This is a genomic window from Anoxybacillus gonensis, assembly GCF_001187595.1.
GTDB lineage: Bacteria > Bacillota > Bacilli > Bacillales > Anoxybacillaceae > Anoxybacillus > Anoxybacillus gonensis.
In genome coordinates this window covers 64,483-82,500 of the sequence record NZ_CP012152.1, presented here as the reverse complement: position 1 = coordinate 82,500, position 18,018 = coordinate 64,483, and the positions used below count along the sequence as shown (strand labels likewise).

Below are 18,018 nucleotides of genomic sequence, written 5' to 3'. Positions count from 1 at the left end.
CGTTGATCGATTGGATCATTTAATTCTGTAAATGCATTTGCATGCTCACGTGCAACGATAAATAATTCAAAGCGATCTGTAAAGCGAGGGTCTTCTGGGTTTTTCTTCGCTAAAGGCGAAATTTCAACCGGATGACCGTAAATAAATGTTGGTTGAATAAGGTGTTGTTCTACCTTTTGTTCGAAAAATTCGTTTACAATATGACCAAATGTCATATGCGGAGCTACTTCTACTCCATGCTCTTTCGCTAGTTGACGAGCTTCTTCATCGCTCATATGCTTCCAAAAGTCAACACCAACGTATTCTTTAATCGCATCAACCATATGAAGTCGTTTCCAAGAAGGTGTTAAATCTACTTCATATTCTCCATATTGAATTTTTGTAGTTCCAAGCACTTCTTGAGCAATATGCGCGATCATATCTTCTGTTAATTTCATAATATCTGTGTAATCAGCATAAGCTTCATACAATTCAAGCATTGTAAACTCTGGATTATGGCGTGTTGAAATGCCTTCGTTTCGGAATACACGACCAATTTCATATACTTTTTCTAGCCCACCAACAATTAAACGTTTTAAATGCAACTCGATTGCAATGCGCATATACAACGTCATATCTAAAGCATTATGGTGCGTAATAAACGGACGAGCAGCAGCCCCTCCAGCAATCGAATGCATCATCGGCGTTTCTACTTCCAAATACCCTCTTTGATCTAAGTAACGACGCATAGACTGAATGATTAAGCTGCGTGTAATAAATGTTTTTTTACTTTCTGGATTCATAATTAAATCGAGGTAACGTTGGCGATAACGTTGCTCAATATCTTTAAGCCCATGATACTTTTCAGGAAGTGGACGCAATGATTTTGTCAACATTTCATATGCATGCACTTTAATAGAAAGTTCGCCCACTTTTGTCTTAAATACTGTTCCTTGGACACCAACAATATCCCCTAAATCTGACGTATCAAAAATTTCATACTGTTCTTCGCCAACATCGTCTTTGCGTACATAAATTTGAATTTGCCCCGTCAAATCTTGAATATGTGCAAATCCAGCTTTTCCTTTGCCGCGCTTTGTCATAATGCGACCGGCTACAGAAACATGAATTTGTTTCTCCTCAAGTTCTTCTTTCGATAAATGACCGTATAGCGCAAACAACTCTTCAGCTTTATGTGTGCGCTCGAATCGTTTCCCGAATGGATCAATTCCTTTTTCACGTAATTTATGTAACTTTTCACGACGAACTAATAGCTGATCATTTAATTCTTCATGTGACATACGAAAGTTCACTCCAATGACCTTTTATTTTTTAAGACATACTGCCAGTATGAACTGACAGTATGTTTTACACTTCCATCACGACATCACTTTCTTTTGCCTCAACTTCTTCGACAAAATTCATCAGTAACGCCACAAGCTCATTGCGCGTCTGACATTCGTTAATCGCGTTACGCACTTTCGCGTTTCCACGAATACCTTTTAAGTACCATGCAGCATGTTTGCGCATCTCTTTCACAGCAATATGCTCATTTTTCAAAGCGATCAAACGATCTAAATGCAAAATGCATACTTCGATTTTTTCACGTACTGATGGTTCCGGAATGAGCTCACCTGTTTCCAAATAACGAACTGTGCGATAAATCATCCAAGGATTACCAAGGGCTGCTCGGCCAATCATCACTCCGTCAACACCTGTTTGCTCTAACATTCGTTTAGCATCTTGAGGAGTCTGGACATCACCGTTGCCAATAACAGGGATGCGAACCGCTTCTTTTACTTGCTTAATGACGTTCCAATCGGCTTTTCCTTCATACATTTGCACGCGTGTTCGCCCATGAACAGCCACAGCTTGTCCCCCTGCCCGTTCTACCGCCTGAGCATTTTCAACAGCATAAATGTGATGTTCATCCCAACCAATCCGCATTTTTACCGTTACAGGCTTTTCTACGGCATCAACAACTGCTGCCACCATATCATAAATTTTATTTGGATCTAATAGCCATTTTGCCCCCGCATCGCATTTTGTAATTTTCGGGACAGGACATCCCATGTTAATATCAATAATGTCCGCATTCGTATGCTTATCTACATATTTAGCTGCTTGTACAAGTGTTTCTTTTTCTCCACCAAAAATTTGCAAGCTCAATGGTTTTTCACGCTCATCAATATAGAGCATTCCCATTGTTTTTGGATTATTAAATAAAATCGCTTTATCGCTAACCATCTCTGCACAAACAAGCCCTGCACCAAACTCTTTTACAGTTAGGCGAAAAGCTGAATTACATACGCCTGCCATCGGAGCAAGAACGACAGGATTATTAATTTGTACATTTCCGATCTTGAACATTAAACTCCCTCCTTTCTTGCTAACATAAATTGTTCCTCCACCGCTTGGCGACTTTTCCATATACGAACACCTTGATCCGATAACTGTTCAACGTACGAACGTAAAGGATGTTGAACGGAAGGAATAATTAACGATTCATCTATTTCAAACAACGGGATTAATACAAACGCCCGTTCATACATACGCGGATGCGGAATGATAAGTTGTTCTGTTTCAATATTTTCGTGATTATATAGCAAAATGTCAAGGTCTAACGTTCGTGGCCCCCAATGAACTTCTCGTTTTCGACCAAACTGTTTTTCAATGTCCATCGTTGCTTCTAACAAAGCAAATGGAGATAGCGACGTAGCAACCTTTACAACCATATTTAAAAAACAAGCTTGTTCGACATATCCAACCGGATCTGTTTCATAAACGGAAGATGTCGCTAAAACAGAAATACATGAGTGGTTATTTAAAGCCGTGACCGCTTTACGTAAATAATCAAAACGATCTCCTATATTTGAGCCTAATGCAATATAAGCAATATGTTCCATTTGTTAACGCCCTCTCGTAATTTCAACCGCCACATACGCATAGTGACCTTTAATAGGTGGGTTTGGCTTCGTCACCTTGACAGTACAAGATGAGATTGTTGCATAAGCAGATAAAATTTGCTCAGCAATGTGTTCTGCTACTGCTTCGATCAATTGAAATGGCTTCCCTTCGACAATACTTTGACATATGTCATATATATGTGCATAGTTAACCGTTTCATTTAAATCGTCGGTGACGCCTGCTTTTCTTAAATTTGTTTCAATGATGACATCAACATAAAAACGTTGACCGAGCTTATTTTCTTCAGGAAATACCCCGTGATAACCGTAAAATTCCATTTGCTGAACGTAAATTTTATCGCTCATACTCCCACCCTCTCCCGATCATCGCATCCATCATTTTAGCCATTCTAGCGATCGGTAAAACGTCATGTACGCGAACGATATGCACTCCTTTGGCGATACCGAGGCAAACTGTTGCTCCTGTTCCTTCTACTCGTTCATGAACGGGTAAATCAAGCACATGTCCGATAAATGACTTTCGCGATGTCCCTAACAAAATAGGGTAACCGAGAACAGAAAACTCGTCCAATCGACGCATCACTTCTAAATTATGCTCTACTGTTTTAGCAAAACCAATACCTGGATCGATAATAATTTGCTCGTCCGTCACACCCGCTTGCTTTACAAGATGTATACTCTCTTTTAAATCATTGATCATATCTGAAATAAAATCTTTATAATGGCGATCGTGACGATTATGCATTAACACAATCGGAACACCGTAATTAGCCGCTACTTTAGCCATGTTCGGATCGGCTTTCGCTCCCCAAACATCGTTAATCATCGTTGCTCCTGCTTCAATGGCTTGTTTTGCGACTTCTGCTTTATACGTATCGATAGAGATTGGTACATCTACTGCTTTAGCGACTGCTTCTACAATTGGAATGACGCGACGCAACTCTTCTTCAAGCGGTACTTTTTCAGCCCCAGGGCGAGTTGATTCGCCCCCGATATCAATGATGTTCGCTCCCTCAGCTACGAGTTGTTTTGCACGTTCAACCGCCTGCTCTACGTGATTGAACTTCCCACCATCAGAAAAAGAATCAGGCGTTGCATTTAAAATGCCCATAATGACCGTTTGTTTTCGTAAATCTAACTTATGCTTTCCGCAATAAATGACATCAATCAATTGACGTACCCATCCTTTCTGTCGTACCTTGTCCATAAACGCGTTGTAAACGATGCGTATGCACGTTGGAGACGTTTTGTTATTTCCCCACATTTCCCGGGATATATATTCTCATCTAGCCGACAAACCGGCACAACTTCTTGAATGGAATTTGTTAAAAAGATTTCATCTGCGTTTTTCAGCTGTTGCAAGGAATAAAACCCTTCTTCGACATGAATGCCCCATGAGTGCAGTAAATCGATCACAAACATTCGAGTCACACCGTTTAAAATCCCTGTTTGTACGGAAGGGGTGTACACAACACCATCTTTCACCCAAAAAATGTTAGAAACAATTCCTTCTGCTACAAATCCTTCTTCTGTAAGGAAAATACCTTCTACGTTCGGATGATGACCAATTTCTCTTTTACCTAAAATATTGTTTAAATAGTGATGCGATTTTAACCGAACGCCCCCTTCTGGCGTATTTCGTCTCACTTGTAAAGTTTGACATGCTTTCTCTTCCGCAAAGTTTGGAATACGTTTCATATACATAATGATTGTCGGATGTGTGTACTGTTCCACCTGTAGCCCCACATCGCCGATTCCAGCTGAGACGTTTAAACGAACATACGCATCGCGATAAACGTTTGCCTCTAACAATTGGGAAAGAATATGCAAAACATCATTTCGAGTGATAGAACATGAAATGTTGAGCATATCGAGTCCGTTATGAAGACGAACTAAATGATCATCAAGCAAAAATGGGTGTCCATCATATACGCGGAATGTTTCAAACACCCCGAGCCCATACATAAATCCATGATCAAACGGTGAAATACGAGCATCTTCATTTTTTACGATTTGTCCATTTACGTAAACGAACATACGACATCACTTTTGTCTGTATAATGTAATAAAATTTTTAAGCATTTCTAAACCGTATTCCGTCATGATCGACTCAGGATGAAACTGCACCCCTTCAATTGGCAATGTTTTATGGCGAATGGCCATAATTTCCCCTTCTTCTGTCCACGCGGAAATGTCAAAGCAATCGGGCAATGTTTCTCTTTTTACAATTAGCGAATGATAACGCGTAGCAGTAAACGGATTCGGAATTTGAGTAAAAATCGTCTTTCCATCATGAAAAATCGGTGATGTTTTACCATGCATTAAACGTTCCGCCCGAACAACCTCCCCACCAAACACTTGCGCAATCGACTGATGCCCAAGACATACACCAAAAATCGGGATCTTCCCTGCAAAATATTGAATCGCCTCCATGCTGATGCCTGCTTCATTCGGACTGCACGGACCAGGGGAAATCATTAAAAAATGTGGTTGAAGTTGTTCAATTTGAGCAATCGTTACTTCATCGTTTCGTTTAACGATCAATTCTTCCCCTAATTGCCCTAAATATTGGACTAAGTTATACGTAAACGAATCATAATTATCAATCATTAAAATCATTTTGCTCACCTCATGCTTAATTGTACATACTCTTCTTCGCTCAGCTCTTTTGCTTTCCATAAAGCAAATGCTTTCTTTAAACATTCTTTATATTCATGTTCTGGTTGAGAATCAATAACGATTCCTGCCCCCGCCTGTACATAGGCAAGACCATCTTTCGCAATCATCGTTCGAATCGCAATGTTTAACTCCATATCGCCGTTAAATCCGATCCAACCAATGGAACCTGTGTAAACACCACGTCGAACAGGCTCTAGCTCTTCGATAATTTCCATTGTTCGTACTTTCGGAGCCCCTGTAATCGTTCCACCTGGAAACACAGCGGATATCACATCGAACGCGTCTTTCCCTTCTTCAAGTCGTCCAGAAACATGCGAGACGAGATGCATTACGTGAGAATATTTTTCAATCACCATAAACTCGTCTACATGTACCGTCCCATATGCACATACACGCCCAAGATCGTTCCGTTCTAGGTCAACAAGCATTAAATGTTCCGCTCGCTCTTTTTCGTTTGCTAATAATGACTGCGCAATTTGTTCATCTTCTTGAATTGTTTTACCACGTGAACGCGTTCCTGCAATCGGACGTGTACTCACATACTCCCCCTTCTTTTTCACAAGTAACTCTGGGGAACCGCTTACGAGTTGAAATTCAGGAAAATGCATATATGCCATGTATGGTGATGGATTTAATGTACGTAATTTTTCATACACCGCAAACGGATGAGTAAGTAACCGTTTCGACTGTCGCACAGACAAGTTCACTTGAAAAACATCGCCTTGCGCAATATACGCACGCACTTTTTCGACAGCTTCCATAAACTGCTCTTCGCTCATTGATACCGTTTCTTCCTTCTCATAGTTCGGAATAAACGGACGAGAAGCATCGGCCAAGTCCGTTGTCCATAATTGCTCGTATCGTGCAAGACGTTCGTGCGCTTTCTGCTCTTCTCCGTCTACATAGTGAGTAATGAAATAAAGGGACGATTCAAAGTGATCATATACAAACACATCGTCAAATACGAGGAAATACAAATCGGGCATATTTAAATCGTCACGTGCGATCGAAGGAAGCTTTTCAATATACCGCGCACAATCGTAACTGATGTATCCAATCGCTCCGCCTTGAAAGTCTGGGCCTTCCTCTAATTTTTCTATCTTCCATTGATTGAACCATTTTTTTAATGATTGCAATATATTCCCTTCAAACGTCTCTGTGCGATGTTTCTGCCACACTGTCAACTTGTCATCTTTCCCAATGACAACCGCAAATGGTTGTAAACCGATAATACTGTATCGACCGTCCCGTCCACTCTCAAGCAAAACATGATGCAACTGTTTTCGTGACAATGCTTTATATTGAGAAAACCAATCACGTTGTGCGTATGTGATTTTTTTCATCATCGGTCGTCGCTTTTGCTGGGTCACAGATGTCCACTCCTCTCCATCAGTCCATACACTTATTGTACAACGAACATATAGAAACAATCACGAAAAAAAATTCGGCAAGGACATTCTTGCCGAATTATTCTTCAAACTGATATAGTGGTGTGCTCAAATAACGTTCACCGTTACTTGGAATAATTGCTAACACTTTCTTTCCTTTTCCTAATTTTTTCGCCACTTGCAACGCTACATGAATCGCTGCACCAGATGAAATGCCTCCTAAAATGCCTTCTTGGCGAGCAGCTAGACGAGCGGCTGCAAATGCTTCCTCCGTCTTTACAGTGACGACTTCATCGTAAATGGATGTATTTAAAATATCTGGGACGAATCCCGCACCGATTCCTTGTATTTTATGCGGACCTGGTTTTCCACCTGAAAGCACAGGAGAGTCAGCTGGTTCAACCGCATAAATTTTAATGTTTGGATATGCTTGACGCAACACTTCTCCAGCTCCTGTAATCGTTCCACCCGTTCCAATTCCGGCTACAAACGCATCTAATTGATCGCCCATTTGCTCAACGATTTCTTTTCCTGTCGTTAAACGATGCACTTCTGGATTTGCTTCGTTTTTAAATTGTTGCGGCATAAAATAACCGTGCTCTTGTGCAAGCTGCTCTGCTTTTTGAATAGCCCCTCGCATTCCTTCGCTTCCTGGGGTTAATACAAGCTCTGCCCCATAAGCACGAAGTAAGTTACGGCGCTCTAAACTCATCGTATCAGGCATAACGAAAATGGCTTTATATCCTTTTGCGGCAGCAACCATTGCTAAACCAATTCCCGTATTTCCGCTTGTCGGTTCAATGATTGTATCCCCAGGCTGAATTTTTCCGGCTTTTTCTGCTGCTTCAATCATCGCAAGCGCAATCCGGTCTTTTACGCTGCTTCCTGGATTCATAAACTCTAACTTCACATATACATCTGCGCTATCTTCATCAACGATGCGATTTAACTTCACTACCGGTGTTTGACCAATTAACTCTGTAATGGATTGTACTACACGCGCCATTTCATCCACCTCTAATCCCGAGTATTTTTATAGAATTTGTAACCAATTTATCAGTTATTTTCGAAATTGTCAATCATTTATTTTTGTTTTGCTAATTTTTTTAACTCCTCAAGATCTTCGGCCGAAAATGTGTACGTTTCATTACAAAAATGACAAGAGGCTTCCGCTTTCCCTTCCTCATCAATCATTTGTTGAATTTCTTCCGCTCCTAAGCTAATGATCGCATCTGCTACTCGTTCACGTGAACAACGACAAACAAATGATACAGGCATCGTTTCGAGAATTTTTACATTTTGTTCCCCACCAAGCAATTCATATAAAATTTGTTCCGGCGTTAAACCACTTTCAATCATTTTTGAGATCGGCGGAATAGTAGCTAAATTTTTTTCAATGTCGGCAATTGTTTTTTCTTCTGTACCCGGCATAAGTTGTAAAATAAAACCACCCGCCGCTAATATCGTATCATCCGGATTCACTAACACACCAACCCCAACGGATGATGGCGTTTGTTCAGAGGAAACGAAATAGTATGTAAAGTCTTCACCAAGTTCTCCAGATACGAGCGGAACTTGTCCTGTAAAATAATCGCGTAACCCTAAGTCTTTCACAACTGTTAATGTTCCATTTGTCCCAACTGCTCGAGCGACATCGAGCTTCCCATTCGCATTCAATTCAAAATGAACATGTGGATTGGATACGTAACCGCGCACATGTCCTTTGGCGTTACTATCAACAAGAATATGCCCAATAGGTCCGCCACCTTCAATTTTAATTGTAATTTGGCTATCTCCTTTTAACATCGCTCCCATCATCACGCCCGCTGTCATCGCACGACCTAATGCTGCAGACGCTGTCGGCCATGTTTTATGTCGCCGCTGCGCCTCCCGAACGGTTTCTGTTGTTCGTACGGCATACGCTCTCACTTGCCCATCGTATGCCAACGCTTTTACTAAATAATCTGCCATTGCTGTCACTCACCTTTCTTGTTTCGCTCATATAACAATTGCAATCCTTTTAACGTTAAAAACGGATCGACGATATCAATCACATTCGATTCATGGGCAATTAATGAAGCTAATCCACCTGTTGCAATTACTTTTGGAGGAATAGTGCTTTTTTCTTTCATCCGTGACACAATTCCTTCTACTTGTCCAACATATCCGTATAAAATACCTGCCTGCATCGCACTTACTGTATTTTTCCCAATAATATCGTCTGGACGGGCAATCTCAATGCGTGGAAGTTTAGCAGCACGAGAATAAAGCGCTTCCGTAGAAATCGTAATACCTGGCGCAATAGCTCCTCCCATATATTGTTTATGCTCGTTAATATAACAGTATGTTGTTGCGGTACCGAAATCAACAATAATGAGCGGTGCCCCGTACAAATGAATGCCCGCTACAGCATTGACAATTCGGTCTGCTCCGACTTCTTTTGGATTGTCATACTTAATGTTCAGCCCTGTTTTAATGCCTGGACCGACAATGAGCGGCTTAATATGAAAGTATTTTGTACACATTCGCTCTAACGCAAACATAATTGGTGGAACAACGGAAGAAATAATGATGCCGTCAATATCAGAAAAATGCAATCCGACATCTTGCAATAACATTTTCACGATCATCCCATACTCATCTTCTGTTTTGCTTCGGCTCGTTTCAATGCGCCAGTGAAACTTCAGTTCATCTCCGTCATATACACCTAGTACGGTATTTGTGTTTCCAACGTCTAATACAAAAATCATCGCTCATCCCCACTTTTCCACAATTTGTTCCTTTTTTTCATCATACCATAAGCGGACGGTAAAAAAAGATGCCTCTATAAAAAGAGACACCTTTATTCTTCTTTTTTCGTTTGAATATTTACTTTTACCTCATCTTGTTGATTGCCATTTCGATTCGGTAACGTACCGTGCTCAAACAAATGCTTAATTTGTTCCGCATCAAGCGTTTCAACTTCAAGCAACGTATTCGCAATAAGCTCCAGCTTATCGCGATTTTCCGTTAATACGCGTTTCGCTTTTTCATAACATTCTTTAATAATGCGCTGCATCTCAAGATCAATTTCGTATGCGATTTGATCACTATAATTTTGCTCGTTATGCAAATCACGACCTAAAAACACTTGACCGTGAGATTGGCCAAACTGCATCGGTCCAAGCTTATCGCTCATACCGAACTCCGTAACCATGCGACGAGCGATGCTTGTGGCACGTTGGAAGTCGTTATGTGCTCCTGTACTCACTTCACCAAATACGATTTCCTCCGCAACGCGTCCGCCGAGAAGACCTGTAATTTTATCAAGCAATTCTGGTTTTGTCATAAAATAACGGTCTTCTTTTGGTAACATGACCGCATAGCCGCCTGCTTGACCGCGCGGTACGATCGTTACTTTATGTACCATTTCCGCATCAGCAAGCACCATGCCAATGACTGTATGACCTGCTTCGTGATAAGCGACGATTTTTCGTTCTTTTTCAGAAATGACGCGACTTTTCTTAGCAGGACCAGCAATGACGCGATCCGTTGCCTCATCAATATCGCTCATATCAATTTTTTTCTTGTTGCGCCGAGCTGCAACAAGCGCAGCCTCATTTAATAAGTTTTCTAAATCTGCACCAGAAAAACCAGGTGTACGCATCGCGATCGCTTTTAAGTCAACAGATTCATCAAGTGGCTTGTTGCGCGCGTGCACACGAAGAACGGCTTCACGTCCTTTCACATCTGGACGATCAACGGTGATTTGACGGTCAAAACGACCCGGACGTAAAAGGGCAGGGTCTAAAATGTCTGGACGGTTTGTTGCAGCGATAATGATAATTCCTTCATTTCCGCTAAATCCATCCATTTCAACGAGCAATTGGTTTAATGTTTGCTCCCGTTCATCATGTCCTCCACCTAAGCCGGCACCGCGTTGACGCCCGACCGCATCAATCTCGTCAATGAAAATGATACAAGGAGCGTTTTTCTTCGCTGTTTCAAATAAATCACGCACACGCGAAGCACCGACACCGACAAACATTTCAACGAAATCTGAACCGCTAATAGAGAAAAACGGAACACCTGCTTCTCCAGCAACAGCTCTTGCCAATAATGTTTTCCCTGTTCCAGGCGGTCCGACGAGAAGAACCCCTTTTGGAATGCGAGCACCAAGCTCGACAAACTTGCGAGGATCTTTTAAAAACTCAACAATTTCAACAAGTTCTTGCTTTTCTTCATCCGCACCGGCAACGTCTTTAAAGCGCACGCGCTTCTTATCTTCGTTATACAATTTCGCACGGCTTTTGCCAAAATTCATCACTCGGCTGCCGCCGCCTTGCGCTTGATTTAATAAAAAGAAGAACAAAATAAAAATGATGATAAACGGAATAATGGACGTAAAAAACGTCACCCATCCGCTCGTTTCATCAGCAGGCAACACTTCTACTTTCGCCTGCTTTGCCGCCTCATCGATTCGCTGAAGCACTTGTGGGCTGTTTGCGACATATGTTGTAAAAAACTGCCCTTCAGCGTAAGTTTTTAATTGCCCGCGAATCTCATAAACGCCTCGTTCTGGCTTCAACGAGACATACTTTACATCACCATTTTCTAGATGGGTAATGAACGCATCGTACGTCATCCGTTCCGCCCGTTGATTGCCGCCATTCAAAAAGCTGACAACGCCAATGACGACAAGGAAAATAAGTAAGTAAAAGATTGTATTACGGAAAATGCGGTTCATCTCCTACCTCCTCCCACACTTAAAACACGCTATAGTCAATAGTATCATAGAAAAACGTTCCAAAACAAACGATGTGCATGAAAAAATTATTTGCTATATACTTCTGGCTTTAACACACCGATGTACGGAAGATTTCGGTATTTCTCACAATAGTCTAACCCATAACCGACAACGAATTCATCTGGAACGATAAAACCGACATAATCCGCTTCAATATTTGCTTTTCGACCAGATGGTTTATCGAGCAAAGTCACGATTTTAATCGATTTCGCTTTACGATAACGGAATAAATCTGCTAAATAACTTAGCGTTAAACCGCTATCAATAATGTCTTCAATGATGAGCACGTCGCGGCCTTCAACTGATGTGTTTAAGTCTTTCAAAATTTTCACTTCTCCAGAAGACACTGTCGCGTTTCCATAACTTGATACATCCATAAAATCAATTTCTAAATATGTATCTATATGCTTAATTAAGTCTGCCATAAACGGCATAGCACCTTTTAGTACACCAACCGCAAGCGGAAAGCGACCTTCATATTCTTTCGTCAATAATGCTCCTAACTCTTTTACTTTTTGTTGAATTTGTTCCTCAGTAATTAAAATTTTTTCCATATCTTGATGCATACCCATATTCTTTCCTCCTACCATCATTCATTGCTTTTTATAGTGTAATACAATATAGCGATTTTTTGTAATATTTGTTGCTGTATAAATCGATTTCTTCACACCAGGAATCCATATGATGTTCCCATTTGCATCTTCAACAATTGGCCATTGTTCCCGTTCGTTCGCTGGGATTTTTTCGTCAATAAAAATGCGGGACACTTTTTTCGGATGTTCCATTCCTTTTACTTTCATGCGATCTCCGCGCTTTCTCGTTCGCACCCGAAGCGGCAAAGCTAATTGATCAACATCAATCACTACATGCTCATCGTCTTCAATGACGGGATAACGATCAACAAACTGACTAGTGAGTTGACATCCGTTCGGCAATCGGAGCGTATCAGGAACTTGGAGAAGAAATTCATATCCATTCGTTTGTTCCTGTTGAAACGTAAATATACATACCTCGTATTGACGAATGAGCTTTAATCCATTCGGAAAATGAAGCATACCCGAAGGATGTTGCCGTTTTAAAAAAAGTAGCGCTTGGTTTATATGTATAGAAGATAACGACGATGGAACATTCCCATAAAGATAGTTTAATATTAGTTGAATCCCTCGCCTTTGTAAAGGTTTTGGCATGCGCATAAACAAAGGGATAGCGATACGAACACATCCTTCTCGTTGGTCGACAATATTTTTCAATTTTTCTTTCGTTAATTGCTCTAAAAATGCTTCATCTTCGCTTATCATCTCACTAAATTGTTGCACATGTTCATGAGCATGACTGTTTTCACTTTTTAAAAAAGGGAGAACGTAACGGCGAAAACGATTGCGCGTATAATCATCTTTTTCATTGCTCGGGTCGTGACGAGCACGTAAACCATTCTTTTGACAATACTGTTCAATTTGCTGTCGATCAATGCATAAGAAAGGACGAATAATATATCCATTTCCAAATGGACGCTTGATTGGTATGCCTGCATATCCTTTCGATGTGCTTCCGCGCACAAGTCGCATAAGCACCGTTTCCATCTGATCATCCCCGTGATGAGCTAAAGCAATACAATGCGCTTTGTACTTACGCATCACTTGTTCAAAAAAGGCATAGCGGCAATCACGAGCTGCTTCTTGCACCCCTTTTCCCGTTTGCTCCATATATAATTGGACGTTCAACTGTTTAGCCTCACATATAATACTACGTTGATCGCAAAAATGTTTCACAAAATGCATATCTTCTTCCGACTGTTTTCCTCGTAACATATGATCAACGTGTGCCACAACGATTCGAATGTCATATCGCTCTCGTTCGCTCCATAAAAAATGGAGCAATGCTAACGAATCCGGACCGCCCGATACACCAACAACGACGGTCGTATGACGCTCGAGCAATTGATGTTTTTCAATAAATTGGTGTACAACTTCTAACATACGCTCCCTCTTAACAACGTCGTTTTTTACAATCGTACCATATCTCATTCCTTATACTCAAAACGAACGCAGAAAAAAATTAAAGAATTTGAACATACAAATAAACGACATACATAAATAAGACGCAAACAAACAAAAACATCGTCTCTACCCAACGAAATTTTTTCTTTTCTTTTACGCGCACTACTCTCTCTTCTTGTTTTTTTTCTTTCTGCATAGACGGTTGTTGTATACATTGCAATAGCTCTTTTCTCATTTCATAAGCGGAAGTATACTTTCCATCGAGTGCACGCCATAATATTTTTTCATATGTTTTTAAATATGGATGGGAAGAAATCATGAGACGCAACTGCTCTCGTCCATTTTCTTTTCTTTCAAATCGCTTTGGATAGCACATATTGATCATAATCATCGCCACGGCAAACAAATCATACGATGGCTCTGCTTTCCTTGTTCCCATCCCCCAATACCCTCGATCAAAAAACTCTGTAAATTCTTTAATTGCTCTCCCACGAATCGTCGTACCGCCCACATCAATTAACCGCACTTTTGGAACCTTCCCGGAAACAATTAAATTTTCCGGCTTTAAATCTCCAAACACCCATCCTTTTTCATGTAACTGATGCAAATCGCCTAGCAGCTGCAACATAATCACAACGATCCAGTCTTTTCCACGCTTTTGAATAAAAGTTAATAAGTCATCACCTTCAATATACTCCATCACATAAAATGAATAAAATTTTTTTTCTTGCGGATAAAACCAATCATCTACATCTAATAAACAAGGTCCGAGGGCGACTCCCTGGACCTCTGAAAATCGTTTCAGTACATTTACTTCTGACATCATAGCTGTTGCTTCATTGCTTATTTTTAGCGCTACAAACGTTCGTCCTTCTTTCGCTAAATAAACAACCCCGTTGGCTCCTTTACCGAGCTGCTTAATAATTTCATAGCGACGTTTATGCCACTTTCCTTGTATGACCGTTCCTGTTCGGATATTACATAGATTGTTCGATGTATACATCGTCATCACCATCGTGAGTAAATAAACTTTTTAATGAACGTCTTTTTTGGAATTGTTGTAGCGCCTCGCGAATAGCTGGACCGGTCGGTGTAATTCCCCCAGATGTTAGCTTCGGAAATATACTTGATATCGACTCCATTTTCGGCGTCCAATCTAAAATGCGGTCTACCTCTCCTTTTTTCCCGGGAAATACAAAAACAGAAAATTCATTATTTCCCAAACGGGCATTTAAACTAATCGATAAATCTAACAATGCTTCTTTCACAGTTTGCAACTTCGTCTTCATACTTCCGCTTGTATCTACTAATATTAAAACTTGTAAATTCACTGTTTCCCCTAATTCTTCGACAACTTCCATTACTTCTCCCCTTTTTTCTGGCGGAAGCTGCTCGATCGAAGCTTGCGATCCTAAAATTTGTTTCAACTCTCGATTAATGACCCCTTGCAACGTCTGTGTCATCGCTTTTCTCGTTACCATCTGCACCGTCTGTGACAATTGTTTAGCATACACAACTTGACTAATTCCACCACCTGACTGAGCAATGCCTTCAATTTCACGCAACCCTTGCTCATCAATGATGTCTTGGTCAAGAACACCAATCACATTTACTGTAATTCCTTGTTCTTTCGCTAATGCTGCCATAGCAATTGGATCTTCACCGTGATTTGAACAACCATCTGTAATTAATAAAATTTGACGTAACGTCCCTTTCCGCATACGTTTATCCCCTCCGAAAAAGTAGTATACTCCCATCATCGACGTTCAGAGGGGATTTTATACCTTTATTTCATATATTGATATGCCGGAATGACCGCCCATTTCGGTGTATTATGCTTAATGCGTGCAACAACAATTGTCATATCATCTTCAATTTCTCCACCATTGACACGAATGACTTCTTCTAACAGCAATTCTGATACTTCTTGCGGATCATTCGTTTTTAATTCTTTAATTTTCCGTTTCATCCATACATCATGATTTTCAATGTGCGACACGCCATCTAAAATGCCGTCGCTCATCATAATAAGCAAATCTCCTGCCTTTAATTGTTCTTCAATCATTTCAAACTCTACTCCTGTAATAATGCCAATTGGCAAATTACTCGATTCGATTTTCATCACGTTGTTTCCGCGTTTAATAAAGCTTGGCGAAGAACCGACTTTCAAAAATTTTGTTGTCGCATTTTGCAAATCGACAATGGCCAAATCTAGCGTCGAAAAAATTTCTTCTGTCGTCCGTAAAGCTAAAATGGAATTAATGGATTTAATCGCAATTCGTTCTTCAATTCCTGATTGTAAAATTTTTTGTAACAGCTTGAGCGTCTCTTTACTTTCATAATGCGCTCGTTCACCATTCCCCATTCCGTCGCTAATAGCTAACGCATATTTCCCTCCGCCAATCTCCATCATTGCATAGCTGTCGCCTGAAATGAATCCGCCTCCTTTTGCGACATACGCAACACCTGTGTCAATGACAAACGCTTTCGAAGAACTAAACGCAACCCGACAATCCCCATTCGGATATACAGAACAATCTTCTTTTTTTACAATGATCGTCTCACCTAAAATATCAGATAACATTGGTGCAATAAGCTTTTCGCACTCCCCTCTTCCATCGCAATACGGAACGACCATCTCAATGTCAACGTTTCCTTTATCTAAACTATAAATTTCAACATCGTTTACATCGATCCCAAACTGTTGAAGGGCATGTAAAATTTGTTCTTCCTGCACATAATAATTTTCACGTTCTTTTTGGATTTCTTTCGCAAAGTCTTCCATGACTTGCGATACACCTAATAACTGTTCTGCGACAAGTCTTCTGCTCTCTTTCATTTGTTGCTTTAATTTTTTATTCGCTTTATAAAACGAGACGTCTTTTTCAATAATTTGAACGACTTTATTCGCTTTCACACAATGTTTGTTCCATTCGCGTAACAACTTCGTATTCGTCATTTGATCATTTTCGCCTGCTTCTTGCATAATCTTTTTCATGTAATCATATGTTTTATCAAAGTGGGTGATCCAACATTGGTCTTTCTTAAAACACGTTTGACATGTTTTAGCGGCAACATCGCTTAAAAAGTAATCAATTTCACGTTCTTCCTCTTCCTCATGCGTAAGCACACCGTATGACGAGAAACTTTTCGATAACGCTTGAAACACATGAGAAAATTGTTCAACTCGTTGAGCTGTAACATCGCGAATTTTTCTTACATATTGTTGTTGCTCATTTGTATGCTCAACCGTTCCCGGCACATATTTCGCCATTTTGCTCGTTAGCGATTGCGGAGTGATCATGAAAAGAAAAACCGCAAATAACGATTCGACAACATTTGGGATCATGTCTGCTATCCCTTGGCTATAAAGGGCAATGAGCAATGTTGCAACGACGAGACCAAATGAAACACCTAGCTTTCTTCCCTCCTTCAATAGCCCACCGAGCAATCCAGCGAAAGCTAGTAAGCTCATTTGGTATAAATTCGATACGTTCGCTAAGCTTAAAATGAGCCCTGTAACGACCCCGACAGTTGAACCAACGGTCGCACCGGCGACAAAAGCGAACAAAAGCAATAAATAGCGCGCCGCCACATGCTCTAACGAAAGATCGTAAATCGACCAACCGACCATTCCTGTCAGCATGGAAGAAATAAGAATGACAAAAGAAATGACTTCTTCTGGCTTTAACGTTTGTTTATATTTTTGATGGTCAAATAACGGAACGCTTTGTAAAAAAATGAGCGTTAAAATGAAGGCAAGAGCAGCTTCAATAAACATCGTCATTCCTTCGTATATCGTCCATCCATCATTCCACGTATAAATCATGACTGTTTTCGCAAAGACAGAGGCGAAAAAGACGACAACCGGCAATCTTTTCGGTGGAGCATCAATCCAATAAAACAAGCGATAAAAAACGAGAAACATAACGATCGAAGCAACAATAAATAAAGAGGTGGAAAAGGAAACGGTCAACGCTCCCGCAAATAAAGCAATAAACACAAAGCCTAACTTATCGCGACGAAGTAAATAAATTGCCGCAAAAAAAGGTAAGGCAAACGGAGTCATTTTTGTTAAAATGAGGGCTCGTCCAAGCAAAAAGCCAATGACTAAAAACAAAAATCCTTGCTGAAATAACAAATGGCTTAGACGAACCGTAAACCGTTGAAACCATTGCGAAACTGTTGTTCTTGTCTCACTTAAAGGTACTTCCGCCATTTGATTGACTAACTTCCGTTCTAATCTCTCCATATTCATCCTC

General features: G+C 40.5%; 17 protein-coding genes (1 of these 17 only partly in view). All 17 read right to left on the bottom strand.

Translation table 11 applies throughout. From position 1 onward, the window contains the following. Window positions 1–1,280: the 5' portion of a lysine--tRNA ligase gene (gene lysS, locus AFK25_RS00430; protein WP_019418030.1), read on the bottom strand. It extends 205 nt beyond the left edge of the window; the window shows 1,280 of its 1,485 coding nt (coding positions 1–1,280); it begins with the start codon at window positions 1,278–1,280; its stop codon lies beyond the left edge, outside the window. A gap of 67 nt (window positions 1,281–1,347) precedes the next feature. Further along, window positions 1,348–2,349 (bottom strand): tRNA dihydrouridine synthase DusB, encoded by a 1,002-nt coding sequence (gene dusB / locus AFK25_RS00425; protein WP_009360746.1) that lies wholly within the window; start codon window positions 2,347–2,349, stop codon window positions 1,348–1,350. Continuing rightward, the gene (gene folK / locus AFK25_RS00420; RefSeq protein WP_035067814.1) at window positions 2,349–2,885 is read right to left on the bottom strand and encodes a 2-amino-4-hydroxy-6-hydroxymethyldihydropteridine diphosphokinase; all 537 of its coding nucleotides are present in this window, start codon (window positions 2,883–2,885) and stop codon (window positions 2,349–2,351) included. The genes dusB and folK overlap by 1 nt, the downstream gene beginning before the upstream one ends. 3 nt (window positions 2,886–2,888) lie before the next feature. Beyond that, window positions 2,889–3,251, bottom strand: coding sequence for a dihydroneopterin aldolase (gene folB, locus AFK25_RS00415; RefSeq protein WP_009360748.1), 363 nt, complete (start codon window positions 3,249–3,251; stop codon window positions 2,889–2,891). Then, on the bottom strand, window positions 3,241–4,113 hold the full coding sequence (gene folP, locus AFK25_RS00410) for a dihydropteroate synthase (protein WP_049720839.1): 873 nt from the start codon (window positions 4,111–4,113) through the stop codon (window positions 3,241–3,243). The genes folB and folP overlap by 11 nt, the downstream gene beginning before the upstream one ends. Beyond that, a complete protein-coding gene (pabC, locus tag AFK25_RS00405; protein WP_035067818.1) occupies window positions 4,074–4,943 on the bottom strand; it encodes an aminodeoxychorismate lyase in 870 nt (289 codons plus the stop codon). The genes folP and pabC overlap by 40 nt, the downstream gene beginning before the upstream one ends. A gap of 6 nt (window positions 4,944–4,949) precedes the next feature. Beyond that, window positions 4,950–5,525, bottom strand: a complete 576-nt coding sequence (gene pabA / locus AFK25_RS00400) for an aminodeoxychorismate/anthranilate synthase component II (protein WP_035067820.1) — start codon at window positions 5,523–5,525, stop codon at window positions 4,950–4,952. Window positions 5,526–5,530: 5 nt separating this feature from the next. Continuing rightward, window positions 5,531–6,931 carry an anthranilate synthase component I gene (gene trpE, locus AFK25_RS00395; RefSeq protein ID WP_033383529.1) on the bottom strand — a complete coding sequence of 467 codons (1,401 nt, stop codon included), beginning with the start codon at window positions 6,929–6,931 and terminating at the stop codon, window positions 5,531–5,533. A 121-nt stretch (window positions 6,932–7,052) separates the two neighbouring features. Next, the gene (cysK, locus tag AFK25_RS00390; RefSeq protein WP_009360753.1) at window positions 7,053–7,979 is read right to left on the bottom strand and encodes a cysteine synthase A; all 927 of its coding nucleotides are present in this window, start codon (window positions 7,977–7,979) and stop codon (window positions 7,053–7,055) included. Window positions 7,980–8,056: 77 nt separating this feature from the next. Beyond that, on the bottom strand, window positions 8,057–8,944 hold the full coding sequence (gene hslO / locus AFK25_RS00385; protein WP_009360754.1) for an Hsp33 family molecular chaperone HslO: 888 nt from the start codon (window positions 8,942–8,944) through the stop codon (window positions 8,057–8,059). A 5-nt stretch (window positions 8,945–8,949) separates the two neighbouring features. After that, window positions 8,950–9,723 (bottom strand): type III pantothenate kinase, encoded by a 774-nt coding sequence (locus AFK25_RS00380; protein ID WP_009360755.1) that lies wholly within the window; start codon window positions 9,721–9,723, stop codon window positions 8,950–8,952. 92 nt (window positions 9,724–9,815) lie between these two features. After that, a complete protein-coding gene (gene ftsH, locus AFK25_RS00375; RefSeq protein WP_009360756.1) occupies window positions 9,816–11,699 on the bottom strand; it encodes an ATP-dependent zinc metalloprotease FtsH in 1,884 nt (627 codons plus the stop codon). A gap of 86 nt (window positions 11,700–11,785) precedes the next feature. After that, window positions 11,786–12,331 carry a hypoxanthine phosphoribosyltransferase gene (gene hpt / locus AFK25_RS00370; RefSeq protein WP_009360757.1) on the bottom strand — a complete coding sequence of 182 codons (546 nt, stop codon included), beginning with the start codon at window positions 12,329–12,331 and terminating at the stop codon, window positions 11,786–11,788. 21 nt (window positions 12,332–12,352) lie between these two features. Then, the gene (tilS, locus tag AFK25_RS00365; RefSeq protein WP_035067822.1) at window positions 12,353–13,735 is read right to left on the bottom strand and encodes a tRNA lysidine(34) synthetase TilS; all 1,383 of its coding nucleotides are present in this window, start codon (window positions 13,733–13,735) and stop codon (window positions 12,353–12,355) included. A 79-nt stretch (window positions 13,736–13,814) separates the two neighbouring features. After that, window positions 13,815–14,771 carry a serine/threonine protein kinase gene (locus tag AFK25_RS00360; RefSeq protein WP_081957774.1) on the bottom strand — a complete coding sequence of 319 codons (957 nt, stop codon included), beginning with the start codon at window positions 14,769–14,771 and terminating at the stop codon, window positions 13,815–13,817. Further along, the gene (locus tag AFK25_RS00355) at window positions 14,734–15,513 is read right to left on the bottom strand and encodes a vWA domain-containing protein (RefSeq protein WP_081957775.1); all 780 of its coding nucleotides are present in this window, start codon (window positions 15,511–15,513) and stop codon (window positions 14,734–14,736) included. Before AFK25_RS00355 ends, AFK25_RS00360 begins: the two co-directional genes overlap by 38 nt. 29 nt (window positions 15,514–15,542) lie before the next feature. Then, on the bottom strand, window positions 15,543–18,008 hold the full coding sequence (spoIIE, locus tag AFK25_RS00350; protein WP_035067826.1) for a stage II sporulation protein E: 2,466 nt from the start codon (window positions 18,006–18,008) through the stop codon (window positions 15,543–15,545). Window positions 18,009–18,018 lie beyond the last annotated feature (10 nt).